Annotated in this window: 21 protein-coding genes and 1 pseudogene; 11 read left to right on the plus strand and 11 right to left on the minus strand. The window is 73.6% G+C overall.

Going from position 1 to position 19,795, the window contains the following annotated elements; translation table 11 throughout:
• Positions 1–67 precede the first annotated feature (67 nt).
• From FBY23_RS00175 to FBY23_RS00185, 3 genes are all read left to right on the plus strand, one after another.
• On the plus strand, positions 68–1,054 hold the full coding sequence (locus tag FBY23_RS00175) for a LuxR C-terminal-related transcriptional regulator (protein ID WP_349016712.1): 987 nt from the start codon (positions 68–70) through the stop codon (positions 1,052–1,054).
• Between the two features lie 174 nt (positions 1,055–1,228).
• Entirely contained in the window at positions 1,229–3,469 is a 2,241-nt protein-coding gene (locus FBY23_RS00180) for a M4 family metallopeptidase (RefSeq protein WP_141796306.1), read from the plus strand.
• A 98-nt stretch (positions 3,470–3,567) separates the two neighbouring features.
• Positions 3,568–3,879: a hypothetical protein gene (locus FBY23_RS00185; protein WP_141796307.1), complete on the plus strand. Its 312-nt coding sequence runs from the start codon at positions 3,568–3,570 to the stop codon at positions 3,877–3,879.
• 20 nt (positions 3,880–3,899) lie between these two features.
• On the opposite strand, the gene FBY23_RS00190 is transcribed toward FBY23_RS00185, so the two are convergent.
• The 7 genes from FBY23_RS00190 to ssd all read right to left on the minus strand — a co-directional run bounded on the left by FBY23_RS00190 (position 3,900) and on the right by ssd (position 8,787).
• Positions 3,900–4,259, minus strand: coding sequence for an Rv3654c family TadE-like protein (locus FBY23_RS00190; RefSeq protein WP_260805654.1), 360 nt, complete (start codon positions 4,257–4,259; stop codon positions 3,900–3,902).
• On the minus strand, positions 4,256–4,669 hold the full coding sequence (locus tag FBY23_RS00195) for a TadE family type IV pilus minor pilin (protein ID WP_141796308.1): 414 nt from the start codon (positions 4,667–4,669) through the stop codon (positions 4,256–4,258). The genes FBY23_RS00190 and FBY23_RS00195 overlap by 4 nt, the downstream gene beginning before the upstream one ends.
• The gene (locus FBY23_RS00200; protein WP_141796309.1) at positions 4,641–4,844 is read right to left on the minus strand and encodes a DUF4244 domain-containing protein; all 204 of its coding nucleotides are present in this window, start codon (positions 4,842–4,844) and stop codon (positions 4,641–4,643) included. Before FBY23_RS00200 ends, FBY23_RS00195 begins: the two co-directional genes overlap by 29 nt.
• A gap of 173 nt (positions 4,845–5,017) precedes the next feature.
• Positions 5,018–5,749 (minus strand): type II secretion system F family protein, encoded by a 732-nt coding sequence (locus FBY23_RS00205; protein ID WP_141796310.1) that lies wholly within the window; start codon positions 5,747–5,749, stop codon positions 5,018–5,020.
• A complete protein-coding gene (locus tag FBY23_RS00210) occupies positions 5,742–6,530 on the minus strand; it encodes a type II secretion system F family protein (protein WP_141796311.1) in 789 nt (262 codons plus the stop codon). Before FBY23_RS00210 ends, FBY23_RS00205 begins: the two co-directional genes overlap by 8 nt.
• Positions 6,530–7,699 carry a TadA family conjugal transfer-associated ATPase gene (locus FBY23_RS00215; protein ID WP_141796312.1) on the minus strand — a complete coding sequence of 390 codons (1,170 nt, stop codon included), beginning with the start codon at positions 7,697–7,699 and terminating at the stop codon, positions 6,530–6,532. Before FBY23_RS00215 ends, FBY23_RS00210 begins: the two co-directional genes overlap by 1 nt.
• Positions 7,696–8,787, minus strand: coding sequence for a septum site-determining protein Ssd (ssd, locus tag FBY23_RS00220; protein ID WP_141796313.1), 1,092 nt, complete (start codon positions 8,785–8,787; stop codon positions 7,696–7,698). Before ssd ends, FBY23_RS00215 begins: the two co-directional genes overlap by 4 nt.
• A 140-nt stretch (positions 8,788–8,927) precedes the next feature.
• Here ssd and FBY23_RS00225 point away from each other — a divergent pair, with 140 nt between their 5' ends.
• Positions 8,928–9,737: an HAD family phosphatase gene (locus FBY23_RS00225; protein ID WP_141796314.1), complete on the plus strand. Its 810-nt coding sequence runs from the start codon at positions 8,928–8,930 to the stop codon at positions 9,735–9,737.
• A 283-nt stretch (positions 9,738–10,020) separates the two neighbouring features.
• On the opposite strand, the gene FBY23_RS00230 is transcribed toward FBY23_RS00225, so the two are convergent.
• Entirely contained in the window at positions 10,021–10,749 is a 729-nt protein-coding gene (locus FBY23_RS00230) for an oxidoreductase (RefSeq protein ID WP_141796315.1), read from the minus strand.
• A 176-nt stretch (positions 10,750–10,925) separates the two neighbouring features.
• Between FBY23_RS00230 and FBY23_RS00235 the strand changes: the two genes are divergently transcribed.
• Genes FBY23_RS00235 through FBY23_RS00255 form a run of 5 tightly spaced genes read left to right on the plus strand, consistent with a single transcriptional unit; the run spans position 10,926 to position 15,646 of the window.
• Positions 10,926–11,843, plus strand: a complete 918-nt coding sequence (locus FBY23_RS00235) for a class I SAM-dependent methyltransferase (RefSeq protein WP_160158116.1) — start codon at positions 10,926–10,928, stop codon at positions 11,841–11,843.
• A 29-nt stretch (positions 11,844–11,872) separates the two neighbouring features.
• Complete coding sequence (locus FBY23_RS00240) at positions 11,873–12,994, plus strand: sensor histidine kinase (RefSeq protein ID WP_141796317.1); 1,122 nt, start codon at positions 11,873–11,875, stop codon at positions 12,992–12,994.
• Positions 12,991–13,740 (plus strand): LytTR family DNA-binding domain-containing protein, encoded by a 750-nt coding sequence (locus FBY23_RS00245; RefSeq protein WP_260805655.1) that lies wholly within the window; start codon positions 12,991–12,993, stop codon positions 13,738–13,740. Before FBY23_RS00240 ends, FBY23_RS00245 begins: the two co-directional genes overlap by 4 nt.
• Positions 13,741–13,754: 14 nt before the next feature.
• Positions 13,755–14,138 carry a hypothetical protein gene (locus FBY23_RS00250; RefSeq protein ID WP_141796318.1) on the plus strand — a complete coding sequence of 128 codons (384 nt, stop codon included), beginning with the start codon at positions 13,755–13,757 and terminating at the stop codon, positions 14,136–14,138.
• Positions 14,138–15,646 carry a cation acetate symporter gene (locus tag FBY23_RS00255; protein WP_141796319.1) on the plus strand — a complete coding sequence of 503 codons (1,509 nt, stop codon included), beginning with the start codon at positions 14,138–14,140 and terminating at the stop codon, positions 15,644–15,646. The genes FBY23_RS00250 and FBY23_RS00255 overlap by 1 nt, the downstream gene beginning before the upstream one ends.
• Positions 15,647–15,731: 85 nt before the next feature.
• Here FBY23_RS00255 and FBY23_RS00260 read toward each other — a convergent pair.
• Together FBY23_RS00260 and FBY23_RS00265 are read right to left on the minus strand one after the other, a co-directional pair.
• A pseudogene (locus FBY23_RS00260) lies at positions 15,732–15,892 on the minus strand (aldo/keto reductase); the annotation flags it as partial.
• A 25-nt stretch (positions 15,893–15,917) separates the two neighbouring features.
• Complete coding sequence (locus tag FBY23_RS00265) at positions 15,918–17,126, minus strand: MFS transporter (RefSeq protein WP_141796320.1); 1,209 nt, start codon at positions 17,124–17,126, stop codon at positions 15,918–15,920.
• A 128-nt stretch (positions 17,127–17,254) separates the two neighbouring features.
• Between FBY23_RS00265 and FBY23_RS00270 the strand changes: the two genes are divergently transcribed.
• The gene (locus FBY23_RS00270) at positions 17,255–17,704 is read left to right on the plus strand and encodes a MarR family winged helix-turn-helix transcriptional regulator (RefSeq protein WP_141796321.1); all 450 of its coding nucleotides are present in this window, start codon (positions 17,255–17,257) and stop codon (positions 17,702–17,704) included.
• On the opposite strand, the gene FBY23_RS00275 is transcribed toward FBY23_RS00270, so the two are convergent.
• Positions 17,688–17,888 (minus strand): hypothetical protein, encoded by a 201-nt coding sequence (locus FBY23_RS00275; RefSeq protein ID WP_141796322.1) that lies wholly within the window; start codon positions 17,886–17,888, stop codon positions 17,688–17,690. The two genes, FBY23_RS00270 and FBY23_RS00275, sit on opposite strands and share 17 nt — an antisense overlap.
• 78 nt (positions 17,889–17,966) lie before the next feature.
• Between FBY23_RS00275 and FBY23_RS00280 the strand changes: the two genes are divergently transcribed.
• Positions 17,967–19,790, plus strand: a complete 1,824-nt coding sequence (locus FBY23_RS00280; protein ID WP_141796323.1) for a hypothetical protein — start codon at positions 17,967–17,969, stop codon at positions 19,788–19,790.
• Positions 19,791–19,795 lie beyond the last annotated feature (5 nt).

The raw sequence follows: 19,795 nt of genomic DNA on the forward strand, positions 1-19,795 counted from the left end.
ACGCCGGATGATCAGTAGTGTGGCTCGCTGACCAGATCATCGCTGCGACTGCCACCGGGGGCGATTCGTGACGACCGCTGACCTGCCCAGGCCTGCGCCTGCCGCTCGCCGCATGTCGATGCAGGCAGAAGACCTCTACCGCAACCTGGTCGCCGGGGGGCCGACCACCGTCGAGACGCTCAGCGCCCGCGTCGGACTCCCGGCCTTCGAGGTCGAGGTCACCCTGGACGAGCTCGAGCTGATCGGCCTCGCCGAGCGGGACCGGGACCACGCGGTGGCACGCCCGCCGTACCCCGTGCTCGACCTGCTGGCGACCGAGCGCGCCGCCGAGGCGGCCCGCGCCCACCAGATGGCGCAGACGCTGTCCGAGCTGTGGCGGCAACACCACGACGACGCCAGCTATCTCCAGGTCCTCCAGTCGGACGCGGCCTGCGACGCCGCCCAGGACGCGTTGATCGCCGGCGCCACCCGGGAGGTTCGTGCCCTCTCGATCGGGCCGGTGGGCGACGAGCGCGTGCGACCGGAGCCGACCGCCATGGCCGGGTTCTACGAGTCGATCGCGCGCGGCGTCAGCTACAAGATCGTCTACGGGGCGGCGATCGTGCAGCACCCGGTCGCGATCAGCGTGGTCCGCTCGTGCATCGATGCCGGTGAGGAGGCGCGGCTGTTCCCGGAGGTCCCGGTCAACCTGACGATCGCCGACGACCACCTGGGGCTGGTCACCCTGCCACGGCTGGGCGACCGGCGGCGCGACATGCTCGTCGTCCACCCGTCCAGCCTGCTGGAGGTGCTGTCGTCGATCTTCTGGTCCTACTGGCGCCAGTCGTCGCCGCTGACCGTCCACCCCCACGGCCTCGACACCGAGGAACCGGTCGAGGCCTACCGCTCCCTGCTGACCCTGCTGGCCGCGGGCCTGACCGACGATGCGATCGCTCGTGAGCTCGGCGTCAGCGACCGCACCGTACGCCGGCGCCTGGCCCACCTGCAGGAGGTGCTCGGCGCGGCCAGCCGGTTCCAGCTCGGGGTGCAGGCCGCACGCAACGGCTGGCTCTGATCGGCCCGGCTGCGATCGGCCCGGTCGCCTGTCCAGTTCCGGACAGCGCCCGTTTCCGGCCACCGCGAAGTGATTGACCGTCGTTCTCGGACGCTGTGAATCTGCTCACCGTCCCTCTCGTCCGGGAGGGGATCGGGACCCGGTCAGGGTCTGTCGAACTCGGGAGCACACAGCATGAATCGACACGTCATCGGCGGTCTCGCCGCCGCGGTGCTGGCCACGTCAGGACTCGCCGCGGCGATCTCCGACGCATCGGCCGCCACTGCCCACACCACGGCAGCCTCGCCGTCGGCGGCCACACCGTCGGCCACACCGTCGGCGGCCGCAGGCAACCGCGACCGCGACCTGAAGCAGGCGCGCAAGCAGGCCGGTGCGGTCCGGTCGGCCATCGGCCTGGGCGGTCAGCAGAAGCTGATCGTCAAGGACGTCGTCCGCGATCCCTCCGGCGCGAAGCACGTCAGGTACGAGCGCACCTTCCGCGGACTGCCGGTCCTCGGCGGCGACCTCGTGGTCCACTTCAACGCCTCCGGCAAGCAGGTCGGGGTGACCTGGAACGCCAAGAAGGTCGCCGTCCCCTCGATCACACCGGGCATCGCGCGCAAGAAGGCCACCACCAAGGCCAACAAGGCCTTCGCGGCGCAGAACGCGACCAAGGACGACCAGAGCAGCGATGTCGTGGTCTACGCCGTGCGCGGCGAGCGGACGCTGGCCTACGACGTGCTGACCGAGGGCGTGCGCGGCGACGGCGTGCCCTCTCGCCTGCACACGATCGTCGACGGCGACTCGGGCAAGGTGCTGACGTCCTACGACGAGATCCAGACCGGGGAGGGCCACGGCATCTACGTCGGGACGGTCGACATCGGCACGCAGGCCCACACCGGCGGCGGCTACGAGATCCGCGACGAGCACGGCAACTACGCCACCGACGTACACAACCAGGGCGACCCCAACACCGGGCAGGGACCAGCCGGCGACGTGTTCGTCGACGCGGACGACATCTGGGGCAACGGCAGCTCCAGCGACCGGGCCTCGGCGGCGGTCGACGCGCAGTACGGCGCCGAGATGACCTTCGACTACTACAACGACGTGCAGGGCCGGGCGGGCATCTGGGGCGACGGCCGCGGCGCCCGCTCGCGGGTGCACTTCGCGAACGCGATGCAGAACGCCTTCTGGGACGGCGAGCAGATGTCGTACGGCGACGGTGCCGGCAACGCGGCGCCGCTGGTCGAGCTCGACGTCGCCGGCCACGAGATGTCCCACGGCGTCACCGAGAACACCGCCGGACTGGTCTACTCCGGCGACGCCGGTGGCCTGAACGAGGCCACCTCCGACATCTTCGGAACCGCCGTCGAGTGGCACACCAACAACAGCAACGACGTCGCCGACTACCTGATCGGCGAGGAGCTCGACCTGCGCGGCAACGGCACCCCGCTGCGGTACATGGACAAGCCGTCCAAGGACGGCCAGTCGCGCGACTGCTGGTCCTCCACCCTGGGCAACCTCGACCCGCACTACTCCTCGGGTCCGCTCAACCACTGGTTCTACCTGGCCTCGGAGGGATCGGGAGCCAAGACCATCAACGGGGTGTCCTACAACAGCCCGACCTGCAACAACTCGACCGTCACCGGCGTGGGCCGGGACGCGGCCGAGAAGATCTGGTACCGCACGCTGAGCGTCTACCTGACCTCCAACAGCAGGTACGCCGACGCCCGCAACGGCGCCATCAAGTCGGCCAAGGACCTCTACCCGAACGACCCGTCGATCTGCGAGGGCATCGCGAACGCGTTCTCGGCGATCGCGGTGGCGGCCGGCACGGAGGCCTGCTCGGCGACGCCGCCCGCGGGCAGCCCCACCGTCAGCAGCCCGGGCAACCAGACCGCCACGCAGGGCACCGCGATCACCCAGCTCACCCTGCGCGCCACGGGTGGCACGGCGCCGTACACCTGGACCGTGACCGGTCTCCCTGCAGGGCTCAGCGCGACCTCGGCCGGCGTCATCAGCGGCACCCCGACCACGGCGGGCTCGTCCTCGGTGACCGCGAAGGTGACCGACGCCGCCGGCAAGACCGGCACGGCCTCCTTCACCTGGACGGTCAACCCCAGCGGGGGCGGGGGCAGCACCTGCACCGGAGCACTGGCCTACTCCGGCACCCTCAGCGCCGGTCAGTCGAAGAACCTCGCCTCGTTCACCGACTCCGACGCCGGCCAGCTGAAGGCCTGCCTCGACGGCCCGACCGGAACGGACTTCGACCTCTACCTCCAGCGGTCCTACTCCGGGTACTGGATCACCGTGGCCTCCTCGACCGGCTCCGGCCCCGACGAGTCCCTGAGCTACGACAACAGCGCCGGCACCTACCGGCTCGTCGTCAAGGCGTACGCCGGGTCCGGCGCCTTCACCGCCGGCGTGAGCGAGTGAGCTGACGCCGACCGACACCTGCCGGGCGGCCGTCTTCGGGCGACCGCCCGGCAGCGCGCCGACGTCCGCCCTCGACTCCTCCGGACTATCCTGCCGCCATGCTGCTTCTCGGACTGGTCATCCTGGTCGTCGGTGTCATCGGGCTGGTGCTCAGCTTCTTCGGCGCCAGCATCGACTACAAGCACCGGTCCGCCGAGATCATGAACTGGGACGTCGCACCCGGGACCCTCGTGCTGTGGGGCGCCGTCTCCACCCTCCTCGTCGTGGCCGGCCTGTGGATGATGAAGGCAGGCGCCAAGCAGGGCTGGAGGCGTCGCAAGGAACAGAAGCGGCTCACCGAGCTGTCCGACAAGCTCGACCAGGTCGAGCTAGAGCGTCGGCGCAACGAGCTCGCCGACGACGAGGGCTGACCGCGCCCTTCAGCCTCGATTCACGCCGGCGGCGGCTCCTCTCCGTCGGGCCCGGCCCGCGCGGCCGCGCGCAGGTCACGGTCCTGGCCGAGCCATCGGGGACCATCGACCCGCACCTCGACGAGGACGTCGGCGCCGTCGACCTGGCACGTCTCCATCAGGGCGCCGTTGGCCTCGGCGACCTCCGCGGCGGCCGAGCACGGATCGCGTCCCGAGTGCCCCAGTGCGGTGGCGCCGGCGAGGGCGGCCAGGTCGGCCGCGGCCTGTGCCCGCCGGTGGCCGACCACGATCGCGCCGACGACGCCCGTCGCCGCCCCGACGAGCAGGAGCACGCCCGCCATCGCCGCGGCCAGCACCGTCGCGGCACCGCGGTGGCTCACGGACCTCCTCCTTCCTGGCCGCCCTCGGTGATCGCGACCGCCTCCGCGTGGACGCTCGCGCCCGGGATCGCGTCGAACAGCCCGCCCGGACCCGAGATCCGGCCCCGGGCCCGGACCACGACCCGGTCGCCGGACCGGGAGACCGACAGCCGGACCCCGTCGGGTGCCACCTGCTCGCCCAGTGCCACGGCCTCGCCGGCGTCGTCGCCGCGGGCCAGGGCGCGGGCCGCCTCCCGGGCGGCGTCGACCGTGCGGACCTGGGCGACGGCAACCGCGAGCAGCCACACCAGGCCCGCGGTCACGGCGAGCAGGACCGGCAGGGCGAGGGCGAGCTCGGCGGTCACCACACCCCGCTCGCCCGCCCGGGTGCGGGTGCGGCGGTCAGCCGAGCCCGAGCAGGTTGAGGACATGGTCGAACAGCGTCTTGATGAGCTTGTCGCCGAAGCCGCCGCTGAGCAGCTTGTAGAGCAGGCCGGCGAAGCCGGCGCCGGCGGCGGTCGCGACGGCGTACTCCGCGGTGGTGACCCCGCGCTCCGAGGGACGCGAGGTCGAGCTCGGGGCGCGGCGCGAGGTGCGTGGTGCCAAGGTTCTCTCCGTTCGTCAGCAGCCGCCCGGTGCGACTGTCGGATCCGAGACTGCGCGCCCCGGCCGGCCCTGGCGGTCCGTCCCGCTCCGGCCTGTGGACAGGGCCCGGCCGGTGACCGGCCTGGGGACGGCCGATGGCTCCCGACAGCACGGATGAGGCGGTTGAGCAAGGCTCATCGCACGATGCCCGCCGCCAGCGACACGGCCAGCGGGACGATGCCCAGGAGCAGGAACGACGGCAGCAGGCACACGCCGAGGGGTACGGCGGCACGCACGCCGACCGCCCGGGCCCGGTCCTCCACCTCGGCCCGGGCCCGGACACCGAGCTCTGCGGCAAGTCCCTCGACCGCGGCGACCACCGGGGACCCGGTCCGGTGGGCGCGGCCGAGCGCCCGGCCCAGCGGGGCGAGATCGGGGTCGTCGGCCAGACGGCCCCAGATCGCCTCGGCGTCACCGCCGAGCCGCAACCGCGCCGCGACAGGAGCGAGACGCTCGGACGCCGCGCCGGGCAGCGCACGGCAGACCAGCTCGATCGCCTCGACGGGAGCCTGGCCCGAGCGCAGCGCCGCCGCGAGGAGGGTGACGACGTGCGGGAGGTCGCGGCGCACCTCCTCGCGGCGCCGGCGGACCGTACGCGGCTCGAGCCGGCCCGCGGTCATCGCGACGACGACACCGGCGACGATGCCGGCCGGCAGGGCCAGCGGGCCACCGAGGACGACCGCCGCACCGCCGCCCGCCAGGAGCGCCCAGAGGATCCGGCCGCGACGCAGCAGCCCCTCGCCACCGTCCCGGCCCGCGACAGACGCGTCCGGGGCTCCAGCCGAGGCTCCGGCCGGCCGGGACCTGCCCGGGCCGAGGAGCACGCCCAGCCCGACGAGCAGGCCGACCAGGACGGCCTCAGCCATGGCGCTCGACGTCCCGGGCGAGGGCCTCGATCCAGACGAGTCCGGCGTACCCGGCGGCCAGTCCGCCGGCGAGGCAGGCGAGGCCGACGGGTTGGCCGAGCAGGAACCGCAGCGGGTCGGCACCGGCTCCGGACCCCATCAGCAGGGCGAGCACGGGCAGGGCGGCGAGCAGCCGAGCGGTCGCCCGCGCCGACGCGAGCTCGCCGCCCACGACCCGGCGGGTACGCTCCCCCGCCCGCAGGTCTGCAGCCACTCGTCCGAGGGTGTCGGCGAGGCCGTGGCCGGTGCGGTGGGACACGTGCCACGCGCCGCCGACCACCCGCAGCGCCTCGCCACCCGGCGTCGTCGCCAGCGAGCGGAAGGCCGCCACGACGTCCCCGCCGGTCCGCGCCGCCCGGGCAATGGGGGCGACCAGCGGCCACTCGACGGCCGCGCGGTCGAGCGCGGCGACGGGCGTCTGCCCCGCAGCGAGCTCGGCGCCCAGCCCGTCGCAGAGGTCGACGACGCGGCGGCGTACGTCGCTCGCGGCCCGGTCCCGGCGCCGGGCCGCGAACGCCCGCACGACCGCGGTGGCGAGCGCGAGCCCCAGCAACGGGAGCACCAGGCCCGGAACCGATCCGTGGGCCAGCAGGGCCACCAGCCCGGCGGCCGCGCCGACCAGCAGTGCCGGCGACCTGGACCCGCGGCCGGGAGCGGGCTCGGCGCCGAGGAGCCGGAGCGGCGCGGGTACGACGAGCAGCAGCGCCGCCGTGACGGCCGCGGCGAGCACGAGCAGGCCCATCACGCCCTCCCGTCGAGGAGGGCGAGGAGCCGCTGCGAGCCGGGGCCCGCGGTCGGCGTCCCGGCGCCGTCGAAGGCGACCGCGACCTCGGTGCGGGCCAGTCCGTCGGGTCCGCCGACGACCACGGCGACCTCGCTGAGGCGTCGGCGGCCGGAGTGCCGGTCGCGACGGACGTGGAGGACGGCGTCGAGGCCCGCGACGAGCTGGCTGTGGGCGGCCTCGCGGGCCAGGCCAGCGCCGAGGGCGAGCGCCTCGATGCGGGCGGGTAGGTCGGCCGCGGAGTTGGCGTGCAGCGTCCCGCAGCCGCCCTCGTGGCCCGTGTTCATCGCGGCGAGGAGGTCGACGACCGCTGCGTCGCGGACCTCCCCGACGACGAGCCGGTCCGGCCGCATCCGCAGCGCCTGGCGCACCAGGTCGCGCAGCACGACGGCGCCGGCGCCCTCCAGGTTGGCCGGACGCGCCTCGAGCCCGACCACCTGGGGGTGCTCGGGGCGGAGCTCGGCGGCGTCCTCGACGACCACGATCCGCTCGGCGGGGTCGACGGCGGCGAGCAGGGCCGACAGCAGGGTCGTCTTGCCGCCGCCCGTCCCGCCCGTCACCAGGAAGGCCAGCCGCGCCTCGACCACCCGCCCGACCAGCTCCAGGCCGGCGTCGGTCAGCGCTCCGGCCTCCCTCAGCGCGGCCAGGCTGAACCCGCCACGGCGCGGGACCCGCAGCGAGATCGCCGTCCCCGGCTGGGCGAGGGGCGCGAGCAGGGCGTGGCAGCGCGTGCCGTCGGGCAGCCGTACGTCGGCCCACGGCGCGGCGTCGTCGAGCCGCCGGCCCCCGCTCGCGACCAGCCGCTGGGCCAGTCGGCGACAGGACTCCTCGCTCGGCAGCACGACGTCGGTCTCCTCCACCCCGTCGCCGCGGTCGATCCGGACCGGACCGGGTCCGTTGACGAGGACGTCGGTGACGCCGGGCAACGCGAGCAGGGGCTCGAGCGGACCGGCGCCGATGACGTCGCGGCGCAGGGCCTCGTAGACCGCGAGCACCGTTGCGTCGCCGACCGGCCGCCCCGCCGTGCGCAGGGCCTCGGCCACCCGGTGCGGACTGAGGTCGCCGGGCGTGCGGGCCAGGTGCGCCCGGACCTCCTCGACGAGCGCGGGGACTCCGGCATCCGGGGTCATGCCGCCGCCTCGGCGACCTGGTCGTCGAGGATCCTGGCAGCCGCCCGGGCGAGGGGTCCCCGCAGCGAGCGCAACGGCCCGAAGCCCAGGTCGACCGCCTCCGCGAGCCCGCGCTGGTCCCGCATCTGGGTGCGGACCGGCAGGCCCACCGCCCGCGCCACCTCGTCGGCCGTGAAGGCGTCGCCGCGCAGCACCACCCCGGGTGCGGAGTGCCCGGCGAACCGGGCCCGCATCCGGGCGGCACCCGCCACCCCGACGACGCTGCCGTGCGTGACCACGAGCAGCTCGTCGCAACGCGCGGCGACCTCGTCGACCAACGGGTCGGGCGAGCGCGGCAGGTCGACGACGACCACCCGGTGCCCGCGGCGCGCGGCGGACAGGGCCTCCCGCACGGCGAACGCCTGCAGGCTCTGGGCGCGCCCGTCGACGTACCAGGAGAGCACGCCCAGGCTCCCCCGCCGCGGCAGCGCCTCCCGCAACGAGCGGGCGGAGAGCCGTCCGGTGGTCTGGCACAGCGCGTCCCAGCGGAAGCCGTCGCTGCGCTCCAGGCCGAGCATCCGGTCCAACCCAGGGCCCTGCGGGTCGCAGTCGATGACGACCGCGTCGCCGGAGCGGGCGGCCCACTGGCCGAGGGCGCAGGCGAAGGTGGTCGTCCCGGCGCCGCCGGTGCCACCGATCACCCCGATCACCCGGGCGCGGTCGGGCTGGTGCTCGGTGAGGTCGGCGAGCAGCTCCACCAGCCAGCCCGTGCACGCGGGCAGCTCGAGGACGTTCTCGGCGCCGAGGTCCAGGGTCGTGCGGAACAGCTCGTCGGGCGGGCGCGGTCCGCTGACGACATAGCTGCGCGCACGGGGCTCGGGGGCGGCCCGGACCATCGCGGTCGCGAGGTCGGCGCCGACGAGGACGACCGGCGCCCGGCTCCACGTGACCAGGGCGGTCAGCGGGTCGCGCGCGATCGTCGGGGCCACGTCGGCCGCGGCGGCGAGCGGCAGCAGCTCGGCCAGCAGGTCGTCATCGGCGGTCACCACCAGGGGAGGCACGTCCGCGGGGCGGGCGTGCGGGGACGGGAAGGGTCGGTTGCGTGTCATGGGGAGGTTGTCGCCGCCGTCCGACACGACCATGCGGGCGCCGCACCCGGCTGTGGAGGACGCCCTGGCCGACGGCGGTTGTGGACACCGAGCGGTCGCATCTGCAACAGGCGGGACCAGCGTTTCCCTACGATGGAGCCATGGCCTCCGCGGGTACGCCGCCCACCGCCGCGTTCTTCGACCTCGACAAGACGATCATCGCCAAGTCGAGCGTGCTGGCCTTCAGCAAGCCGTTCCAGGCCGGCGGGCTCATCTCACGCCGGGCCGTGCTGCGCTCGGCGTACGCCCAGTTCGTCTTCATGGTCGGCGGAGCCGACCACGACCAGGTCGAGAAGATGCGGCAGTTCATGTCGCAGCTGACGGCCGGCTGGGACGTGGCGACGGTCCGAGAGATCGTGGCGGACACGCTGCACAACATCGTCGACCCCCTCGTGTACGACGAAGCGGTCCGGCTCATCGACGAGCACCACGCCGCGGGCCGGGACGTGGTCATCGTCTCGACGTCCGGCAGCGAGGTCGTCGAGCCGATCGGCGCGCTCCTCAACGCGGACCGCGTCGTCGCGACCCGGCTCAAGGTCGAGGACGGGCGCTACACGGGCGAGATCGAGTACTACGCGTACGCGGAGGAGAAGGCGAACGCGATCCGGGACCTGGCGCAGAGCGTCGGGTACGACCTGGAGAACAGCTACGGCTACTCCGACTCGGTGACCGACGTACCCATGCTGGAGGCGGTCGGGCACCCGCACGCCGTCAACCCGGACAAGGAGCTGCGCAAGATCGCGGCGTCCCGCGGCTGGCCGGTCCTCGTCTTCACGCGCCCGGTCGCGCTGCAGTCGCGGCTGCACCTGCCGCCACCGAAGCCGACGCTGGCGGCGCTCGCGGTCGGCGGTGTTGTCGCGGTCGGTGCGGCGGTGTGGATCGGCACCCGGCGCCGCACGCTCAGCGCCTGACCGCCGCTGGACCGGGGCCTGCCCCCAACCGGCCAGCGTTCCCCGTCCCCGGCCAAAAGACAACCCTTGAAGGTGTCCCGGCAGCGGCGTACAAAGGACACCAAGAACTCAAGAGCAACACGTGATCCAGGTACCCACGCGGCGATCTACCCTTCTGAATTGGGCGCTTGCATCCGGAAGACTTCCGGGGCAGTTGTTGATGGTGCACGCCTGGTAACCAAGGTTCACGTGTCAGCGGTGGCACCCGAGACACTCGATGGCTCGGGTGCCACCTGCTTTTGGGCTACTCCGCGTCGCGCACCAGCGGGCTGGCCTCGGCGGCGGCCGACCAGGCCTCGACGGCGTACAGCAGCCAGGAGTGCATGCCGGCCTGGCCGCCGCTGGCCCAGCCGCGCAGGTTGGACTCGTACTCGGGACGCAGGGCGAGGTGCGCGGCCTCGGGGACGACGAGCGACTTCTCGTCGACTCCGCGGGCGGCCGCGACGAGCCGCTCGGTCGCGCGCGCCACGATCCCGTTGTGGGAGCCGAACGGCGCGGCGGTGACCAGCTCGGCGTGGACGACCGCCGCGACGGCGAGTGCCGGCGCCTCGGTCGGGGCGGTGATCAGCTCGGCGATGCCACGCAGCCGCGAGGCGGACTCCCCGTCGCGCGGGCGCCCGAGCAGCTCGTCGGGCAGGGTGCCGCGGGCCGCGACGGTGTGCATCCGGGCCAGCGCCTGCAGCGGCTGGCGACGCAGGACGGGGACGAGGGAGAGCAGCTCGGTGGCCAGGCGTACGGCGTCCGCGGCGATCTCGTCGCCCGCACCGGCGCGCACCTCGGCCAGCGTCGAGCCCGAGCCCTCGAGGACGGCACTGGCGTGCGCGCCGCGCAGCAGCGACTCTGCGGTCAGCTCGGGGCTGGTCCGGCGCAGGCCGCGGTCACGCAGCACCACGTCGATGCCGTCGCGGGCGCCGGCGAAGCCGGACGGGACGCCTTCGAGGGAGATCAGCCAGGCGTGGGGGTCGGTGGTCACCGGGGCAGCCTAAGAGCGGCTGACGCCGAGCGACGAATGACCTCGACCGGCTCATCGACGTCTTCCCAGGGCCGAGCTCGACCTCGGCGACTGCTTCGCCACGCGCTGTCCGCCACCAGGGCGAGCAGCAGCGTGCCTCCGCCATGCGGAGCCCCGACGGCCGTACGCTCGCCCCGATGGCTACCGACTCCACCCCCGACGCACCGGGCCTCTGCTTCGGCAGTGTGGCCGAGGCCTACGACCGCGGCCGCCCCGGCTACCCGCGCGCGGCGGTGGCGTGGCTGGCCGGCGAGCAGCCGCTGTCGGTGCTGGAGCTGGGTGCCGGGACGGGGAAGCTCACCGAGCACCTCGTCGCGCTCGGCCACGACGTGCACGCGACCGACCCGGACCCGCGGATGCTCGACCGGCTCGGGACCCGGCTGCCCGAGCTGCGCGTCTCGCAGACCTCGGCCGAGGACATCCCGGCGGCGGACGCGACGTACGACCTGGTGATCGCGGCGGACGCCGACGCCTGGTTCGACGCCGACAAGGCGCTGCCGGAGATCGCGCGCGTGCTCAAGCGCGGCGGCACGTTCGCGGTCGTGCGCAATGTCCGCGACGAGCGGATCCCGTGGGTCAAGCGGCTCGGCAACCTGATCGGGCACCACGCGACCGGCGCGGGGGTGGGCGAGGCGATCGACTCGTCGCCGTACTTCGGGCCGGCCGACGAGACGGCCGTCAAGCACTGGCAGGTCATCGACCGCTCGTCGGTGCAGGACCTCGCGCGCTCGCTGCCGGACATCGCCGCCCTCGACCGCGCCGGCCAGGACGCGAAGGTCGGCGAGGTGCTGGCGTTCTACGACGACTTCGGCCGCGGCATGGACGGCATGCAGCTGCCCTGGGTCACCGAGTGCTTCCGCGCGGTGGTCGGGATCCAGCCCAAGACGATCCGGCAGGAGCCCACCCCTGCCAGCGGTACGCCGGCTGCGGAGCCTGCCGTCGAGGCTGCACCGGAGGAGCTCGTCGGCGAGGACACCGTCCCGGTCGCCCTGGCCCCGGCCGTCGAGCCGCCGGCCGACGACGACTCGGGCATGCTGCTCATCGACTTCCGCTGACCAACGCGCCCGTGCGGCACGATGGTGGTGTGCGGGGCGGACGATTCTGGCGGCGCGACCATCTCGGCAGCGATGCCGACCGGGCGGCGTTCCGGGCGCTGCACCAGGCCTCCCTGGCCTCGCCCGCGCTGCGCGAGGGCCTGACGACGGCCAGTGCGGAGCGGGCGATCCGGCACCTGCGGGCGCTGCTCGGTACGCCGGCCCTGGCGATCTCCGACACGGAGGCCGTCCTCGCGTGGGACGGGGTGGGCGACCACCACCTCGACCAGGCGGCGGTCGTGGGGCTGCTGGCGATCGAGAAGGGCAGCACCCGCACGGTCGATCGCGACCAGCTCGGCTGCTCGGTCGGCGGCTGCCCGGTCCGCACCGGCGTGGTGAGCCCGCTGGTGGTGGAGGGCCGGGTGCTCGGGACCGTGCAGGCGTTCGCGCCGACTCCGACGGCCGGCCTGGTCCGCGCGACCGAGGAGGTCGCCGAGTGGGTCTCGGGACAGCTCGAGCTCGCCGAGCTCGACGCCCACCGCAACCGGCTGATCGAGGCCGAGGTCCGCGCGCTACGCGCCCAGATCAGCCCGCACTTCGTCTACAACTCGCTCAACGCGATCGCGAGCTTCGTGCGCACCGACCCCGACCGGGCCCGCGAGCTGTTGCTGGAGTTCGCCGACTTCACGCGCTACTCGTTCCGTCGCCATGGCGAGTACACGACCCTGGCCGAGGAGCTCCGCTCCATCGAGCGCTACCTCCTCCTCGAGCAGGCGCGCTTCGGCGACCGGCTGCAGGTGACGCTCAACATCGCGCCCGAGGTGCTGCCGGTCGTCGTACCGTTCCTCTGCATCCAGCCCCTCGTCGAGAACGCCGTGCGCCACGGCCTCGAGAGCGTCGACCAGACCGGGCACCTGTCGATCGTGGCCCACGACCGCGGGCACGAGGCGGTGCTCGAGGTCGAGGACAACGGGGTCGGCGAGGACCCGGAGAAGGTACGCCGCGCTCTCGCCGGCGACACCGAGCTCGACTCGGTGGGCCTCGGGAACGTGGACGCGAGGCTGCGCGCGAGCTTCGGCGACGACTACGGTCTGGTCGTGGAGACCGCTCCGGGGGCCGGGACCAAGGTGATCGTGCGGGTGCCGAAGTTCGCGCCGGGGGTCACGGCATGAGCACCATGACCGGCCTGCGCGTCCTCGTCGTCGACGACGAGCGCCCGGCGCTCGACGAGCTGACCTACCTCCTCGACGCCGACGACCGGGTCGGCGAGGTGATCGCCTGCCAGTCCGCGACCGACGGGCTGCGGATCCTGCGCGAGCGCGAGGTCGACTGCGTCTTCCTCGACATCCAGATGCCCGGCCTGACCGGGCTCGAGCTGGCGGAGGTGCTCGGCCGGTTCAAGCAGCCGCCGCCGGTGGTGTTCGTGACCGCCCACGAGCAGCACGCGGTCGACGCCTTCGACCTGCACGCCGTCGACTACGTCCTCAAGCCGGTGCGGCCCGAGCGCCTGGCCGAAGCCGTACGACGCGTCCTCGGCGGCACCTCCCCGGCCCCGCCGGCGACGGACGCCCAGATCGCGGTCGAGCGGGGCGGCGTCACCCGGTTCGTGGACCGCGGCGACATCACCCACGTGGAGGCGCAGGGCGACTACGCCCGGCTGCACACCGCAGCTGGCGACAACTACCTGGTCCGGGTGCCGCTCACGACGCTCGAGGAGGACTGGGCCGAGGCCGGGTTCCACCGGATCCACCGCTCCCTGCTGGTCGCGCTCGCGCACGTGACCGAGGTGCGCAGCGAAGCCGGCCGCACGACCGTCGTGGTCGGCAGCGCGGACGGCGGCACCGAGCTCCCCGTCAGCCGGCGCCACACCCGGGCACTGCGCGACGTCCTGGTCCGCCGGGCCCGCGCGGGAGGCTGAGATGAGCGGCCACCGTGAATGAGCGGGTGCGGGTCACCGGCCCACCGCGGCACACACCGGCCGGGCGGGCGGCGAGCCGGCTCGGGGACGTGCACGAGCAGACCGCGCTCGGTGACGTCTACCTCCGCTCCCTGCTGCGCGCCCAGGTCGGCCTGGCCGTGCGGCTGCTCCTGCTGCTCGGGGTGAGCCTCGGCGTGCTGCCGCTCGCGTTCCACCTGTGGCCGTCCCTCTCCGGCATCGAGCTGCTCGGGATCCCGCTGCCCTGGCTGCTGCTCGGCGTGCTCGTGCACCCGTTCCTGCTGCTGCTCGCCTGGCGCTACGTGCGCAGCGCGGAGCGCAACGAGCGGGTCTTCGCCGACCTGGTGAGCGACCCGGACCCGGACGAGGACGGCACCTGATGGAGCGCGCCGACGTACCCGGGCTGGTCGCGGTCGTGCTGGTCACCCTGGCGACCCTGGCGATCGGCACCTGGGGCCTGCGCTTCTCCCGCACCACCAGCGACTTCTTCGTCGCCTCCCGCACCGTGCGGCCCGGCCTGAACGCGAGCGCGATCGGCGGCGAGTACCTCTCCGCCGCGTCCTTCCTCGGCATCGCCGGGCTGCTGCTCGTGGGCGGCGCCGACATGCTCTGGTACCCCGTCGGCTGGACCGCCGGCTACCTCGTGCTGCTCGTCCTGGTCGCCGCGCCGCTGCGGCGATCCGGCGCCTACACGCTGCCCGACTTCGCCGAGGCCCGGCTGGGATCGCGCACCGTGCGGGCCGCCTGCTCGCTGCTCGTCGTCGGCATCGGCTGGCTCTACATGATCCCCCAGTTCGAGGGTGCGGGCATCACGCTGCGCTCGGCGATCGGCGCCCCCGAGTGGGCGGGGTCCCTCGTCGTCGCCGGGATCGTGCTGGCCAACGTGACGTCGGGCGGGATGCGGTCGGTGACCTTCGTCCAGGCCTTCCAGTACTGGCTCAAGCTCACCGCGCTCCTCGTCCCCGCCGCCGTGCTGGTCGCGGTCTGGTGGGGCGACGGCCGTCCCGCCGGCGTCGGTGGCGGTGGCGGTGGCGGTGACTGGTCGAACCCGGTCGCGGGCGACGGTGGGGTCGGCCTCTACACGACGTACTCCCTCATCGCCGGGCTCTTCCTCGGCACCATGGGCCTGCCCCACGTGGTCGTGCGGTTCTACACGAACCCCGACGGCCGGGCCGCGCGTCGTACGACGGTCGCGGTGCTCGCGCTGCTGGGGCTGTTCTACCTCCTGCCCCCGGTGTACGCCGGGCTGGGCCATGTGTACGGCGAGGGGCTGGTCGCCGAGGGCCGCTCGGACGTCCTCGTGCTGGAGCTGCCGCGGGCGATGCTCGACGGCGTCGGCGGCGACGTGCTGACCGGGCTGGTCACGGCGGGCGCGTTCGCGGCCTTCCTGTCGACGTCCTCGGGCCTGGCGATCGCCGTGTCCGGCGTGCTCACCCAGGACGTCACCAGTCGCATGGTCAACGAGCAGCGGGGCGTCGCAGCGTTCCGGCTCGCGGCGATGGTGGCCGTCGTGGTGCCCGTGCTGGCGGCACTCCTGGTCCGCAACGTCGGCGTCGCCCAGTCGGTGGGCCTGGCGTTCGCGGTGGCCGCATCGACCTTCTGCCCGCTGCTGGTGCTGGGCATCTGGTGGCGGCGGCTGACCGACGCCGGGGCGCTCGCGGGACTCGCGGCGGGCGGCCTCGGCGCCGGCGGCGCGGCGATCGCTACCCTCGCCGGCTACGCCCCCGGCGGCTGGACCGGCGCCCTGCTGGCCCAGCCCGCCGCGTGGAGTGTGCCGGTCGCGGTGCTCGTGATGGTGAGCGTCTCGCTGGCGACCGCCGACCGGGAGCCGGCGCACGCCCGCCGGTTCCTCGTCCGGCTGCACACACCGGAGTCGCTCGGTCGCTAGTCCCCCAATCCGTTCGATCGAACGGTTTGGGGGACATTTCGGCGCCCGGTCCCGCTCAAACCGTTCGATCGAACGGTTTGAGCGGGTCCTCGTTGCCGTAGATCGAGGCGGTGTCGATGCTGCGGTACCCGGCCTCGAGGGCGCTGCTCACGGCAGCCTCGGTCTCGTCGTTCGGCACCTGGAAGACACCGAAGCCGCCTGGGGCATGACGACGCCGTTGTTGAGGGTGATGGTGGGGATGGACATGGTCTCTCCTCGGGTGGTGGGGATCTCAAGCCGCGACAGCAGCCGGGGTCGGTACGGCGACAGCCGGGTGGAGCTCGCCGCCGGGCGCCTTCGCGGCGACCGCGAGCACGACCAGGCCGACCACGGTGATGGCGGCGCCGGCCCACAGCGGCGAGGTGTAGCCGAGGCCGGCGGCGAGGGTGACCCCACCGAGCCAGGCACCGAGGGCGTTGCCGACGTTGAAGGCGGCGATGTTGGCGCCGGAGGCGAGGGTGGGCGCGCTGCTGGCGTAGTGCATCACGCGCATCTGCAGGCCGGGGACGGTGGCGAACCCGACGCCGCCCATGAGCAGCAGCGCGACGATCGTCAGCGGCTTGCTGCCGGCGGTGAGCGCGAAGGCGGCGAGCACGACGGTGAGCGCGGCGAGCACGACCAGCAGAGTGCGGACCAGGTTGCGGTCGGCGGCACGGCCGCCCGCCACGTTGCCGACGAACAGGCCGACGCCGAACAGGACGAGCAGCCACGGCACCGCGCCGGCGGCGAAGCCGGTCACCTCGGTGAGGGTGAACGCGATGTAGGTGAAGCCGCCGAACATGCCGCCGTACCCGAGGACGGTGACCGCGATCGACAACCACACCTGGGGGCTGCGGAAGGCGGCCAGCTCGGTGCGGGCGCTCGTCGTGCCGGACATCCGGGCGGCGTCGGTCCCGCGGGCGGCGGGGACCAGGGCGGCGATGCCGATGAACGCGAGGACGCCGATGACGGTGATCGCCCAGAAGGTGGAGCGCCAGCCGGCGGCCTGGCCGAGGAAGGTGCCGAGCGGGACGCCGAGGACGTTGGCGAGGGTGAGCCCGCCGAACATGAACGCGATCGCGCTCGCCCTGCGGTCGGCGGCGACGAGCCCGGCGGCCACGACCGAGCCGATGCCGAAGAAGGCGCCGTGGCACAGGGCCGCGACGACGCGGCCGGTCATCATCACGCCGTACGACGGAGCGACGGCGGAGATCAGGTTGCCGAGGATGAACAGGACCATCAGGCCGAGCAGGGCGGTCTTGCGCGGCACCCGGGTGAGGGCGAGGGTCAGCGCGATGGCGCCGACGGCGACGCTGAGGGCGTAGCCGGAGATGAGGTAGCCGGCGGTGGTCTCGGAGACGGCGAAGTCGTCCGCGACCTCGGGCAGCAGGCCCATGATCACGAACTCGGTGAGGCCGATACCGAACCCGCCGATGGCGAGGGCGAGAAGTGCGACAGGCATGTGTCTTCCTGGGTGCGTGTGACGATAGTCGGCGTGTGCATTAGTTGCACACGCGTCGTATTGATAGTTGCACACGCGCACTATCCGCGCAACTCAGGTATGCTGGCGGTGTCGACAGGAGGAACACCATGGGCATCGCCGACGACGCCGTCGAGATCCGCACCCAGGGCTGGCGCACGCTCGCCGCGCTGCACGGGCTGATCGAGGCCGCCCTGGAGAAGGCGCTGCAGCGCGACCACGACCTCTCGGTCGTCGAGTTCACCGTGCTCGACGCGCTGAGCCGCCAGGACGGCTGGCACATGCGGATGCAGCAGCTGGCCCGCGCGGCCGCGTTGTCCGCGTCCGCCACGACCCGGCTGGTGACGCGCCTCGAGAACCGCGGCCTGCTCACGCGGATCCTCTGCGCCGACGACCGGCGCGGGATCTACACCGAGCTCACGCCCGCCGGCCGGGCGCTGCTGAAGAAGGCGCGCCCCGTGCACGACGAGGTCCTGCGCACCACGCTGGACGAGGCGGGCGAGGTCCCCGAGCTCGCCGGCCTGGTCCGCTTCGTCGGGACGGTCAGTCCCGTCGGCTGATCGACCCGTCCTCGGCCCGGCGTACGGCGTCACCGACGGCGACGGCCTCCCAGAGCCGGCGGTCGACCCGGGCCTTCACGATCGATCCACCGGTGGTGCGGACCTTCAGGCGGCGGTACATGTTCGCGCCGTCGTACAGGCCGCGGGACTTCTTGACCACAACACCTTCCCAGGTCTCTGACATGCCTCGACCGTAGCCGACCGGGTCCCGACTTCCGTAGAACCCTCCTCGGAACTCCGCGCGGCCGCTTACGGTCCTCCCATGACCGAGCTCTCCCCATCCAGGCCACCCAGCCCGTCGAGCCCGACCAGCAACGGCCGGAAGCGCCGCGCGGCCGCGATCGCCGGCGTCGTTGGGGCAGTAGCGGCGATCGGAGCGGGCGGGTGGGCCTGGCAGGGCTGGATGGCCCAGGGACCGCAGGCCGCGCAGGCGCTGCCGGGCGACACGCTCGCGTACGTCGGCATCGACCTCGACCCGCCGGGTGGCCAGAAGATCGAGGCCTACCAGGCGCTGAAGAGGTTCCCCCGCCTGGCCGAGCACCTCGGCATCACCGACCAGGACGACCTGCGGCGCTCGCTGCTCGACCAGGTGACCGCCGAGAGGGGCTGCCACATCGGGTACGACGACCTGGCGGCCTGGGTGGGCGACCGCGCCGGGCTGGCGGTGGTGCCGTCGGCCGGCCCGGAGCCGGAGGTGGTCGCGGTGGTCCAGGTCAGTGACCCGGACGCGGCGCGGGCCGGACTCGACGACCTGCTGGCGAGCTGTGGGGACGAGGTCGGGTACACGCTCGGCGACGGCTGGGCGGTGCTCGCGCGCACCGACGAGGTCGCCCGGAAGGTGGTCGCGGACGGCCGTCGCACCCAGCTCGGCGAGGACGCCGACTTCCAGGAGCTGACCTCGGCTGCCGGCGATGCCGGCGTCGTCACGCTCTACGCCGCCCCCGAGGCAGGACAGGCACTGCTCGACGCGGTCGAGGACCACCCGTACCTCTCCATGCTCATCAGCTCGCCGTCCGGCCTCTCGGTGGACCCGGTGGACACGTTGCTCAGCCTCTCGACCATCCACAGCTACGGGGCTGGGGCCGAGGATGACTTCATGGCGGAGATGTCGCCCGAGGAACGGCGGCTGTGGAAGCGGATGGACCGGTTCGACGAGCTCTCCCCCGCCGAGCAGGACCAGCTCATGAAGGAGATGGACGAGCTGTACGCCGACCAGTCGGGGACAGGCGGTGTGATGTCCGAGGACGGGCTGCCCGAGATCGACGAGGACGAGATGATGGGCGACTTCTCCGTCCCGATCCCGGACGACGTACGGCGCCGGTTGGAGGACTTCACCGGCCTCGGCGGTGTCGCGCGCTTCGACGACGGCGCCCTGGAGCTGGAGGTCGTGGCCGACCCGATCGTCTCCGGCGACCCGGAGCGGTACGACGGCAACGATGCCCTGGCTGGGATCTCGGCCCTGCCGGACACCGCCGCCCTCGCCTTCGGCGGTGGCTTCAGCGACGGCTGGGCGGAGCGGGCGATCACCCACGGCCCCCTGTCCTTCGGCGCGGAGCCGAAGCAGCTGCTGGCCGACTTCGAGAAGTCCACCGGCCTGACCGCGAAGGAGCTGGAGGACCTCGGCGGCGACGGCCTCGCCGTGATCGCCGGGCCCGGCTTCGAGGACGCCTTCGACTTCGAGGGCACCAGCGACGACTTCCCCGTCGCGGTCCGGATCACCGGCGACGCGGCGAAGGTCGAGGCCGCGCTGTCGAAGGTCCGCACCGCCCTGGGCGGCAAGGACCCGCTCCCGTCCGCGCGGTCCGGCGACGCCGTGGTCATCGGCGCCGACCGGGCCTTCGTCGAGGAGGTCGCGAAGGCGAAGGGGGCGCTGAGCGGCAGCGACCGGTTCGCGAAGGTCGTGCCTGACGCCGGGGATGCGCTGACCATCACCTACATCGACTTCGACCGCGGTGACTGGGTCGAGCAGCTCGCCGCGGGCCAGCTGTCCCGTGCCGACCTGGCGCCGCTCGATGCAGCCGGCATCACGGTGAGTGCCGCGGGCGAGCGTCAGCGCACGGTGGTCCGGCTCACGTTCGACGACTGATCCGA

Source organism: Nocardioides sp. SLBN-35 (genome assembly GCF_006715725.1).
GTDB lineage: Bacteria > Actinomycetota > Actinomycetes > Propionibacteriales > Nocardioidaceae > Nocardioides.

Coding starts and splice junctions, on each gene's coding strand:
- ssd (WP_141796313.1), bottom strand. CDS start 8,787: ATGACACGCAACCGACCCTTCCCGTCCCCGCACGCCCGCCCCGCGGAC.
- FBY23_RS00195 (WP_141796308.1), bottom strand. CDS start 4,669: ATGTCCTCAACCTGCTCGGGCTCGGCTGACCGCCGCACCCGCACCCGG.
- FBY23_RS00205 (WP_141796310.1), bottom strand. CDS start 5,749: ATGGCTGAGGCCGTCCTGGTCGGCCTGCTCGTCGGGCTGGGCGTGCTC.
- FBY23_RS00255 (WP_141796319.1), top strand. CDS start 14,138: ATGGAGCGCGCCGACGTACCCGGGCTGGTCGCGGTCGTGCTGGTCACC.
- FBY23_RS00225 (WP_141796314.1), top strand. CDS start 8,928: ATGGCCTCCGCGGGTACGCCGCCCACCGCCGCGTTCTTCGACCTCGAC.
- FBY23_RS00185 (WP_141796307.1), top strand. CDS start 3,568: ATGCTGCTTCTCGGACTGGTCATCCTGGTCGTCGGTGTCATCGGGCTG.
- FBY23_RS00265 (WP_141796320.1), bottom strand. CDS start 17,126: ATGCCTGTCGCACTTCTCGCCCTCGCCATCGGCGGGTTCGGTATCGGC.
- FBY23_RS00210 (WP_141796311.1), bottom strand. CDS start 6,530: ATGGGCCTGCTCGTGCTCGCCGCGGCCGTCACGGCGGCGCTGCTGCTC.
- FBY23_RS00180 (WP_141796306.1), top strand. CDS start 1,229: ATGAATCGACACGTCATCGGCGGTCTCGCCGCCGCGGTGCTGGCCACG.
- FBY23_RS00235 (WP_160158116.1), top strand. CDS start 10,926: ATGGCTACCGACTCCACCCCCGACGCACCGGGCCTCTGCTTCGGCAGT.
- FBY23_RS00275 (WP_141796322.1), bottom strand. CDS start 17,888: ATGTCAGAGACCTGGGAAGGTGTTGTGGTCAAGAAGTCCCGCGGCCTG.
- FBY23_RS00215 (WP_141796312.1), bottom strand. CDS start 7,699: ATGACCCCGGATGCCGGAGTCCCCGCGCTCGTCGAGGAGGTCCGGGCG.
- FBY23_RS00280 (WP_141796323.1), top strand. CDS start 17,967: ATGACCGAGCTCTCCCCATCCAGGCCACCCAGCCCGTCGAGCCCGACC.
- FBY23_RS00270 (WP_141796321.1), top strand. CDS start 17,255: ATGGGCATCGCCGACGACGCCGTCGAGATCCGCACCCAGGGCTGGCGC.
- FBY23_RS00245 (WP_260805655.1), top strand. CDS start 12,991: ATGAGCACCATGACCGGCCTGCGCGTCCTCGTCGTCGACGACGAGCGC.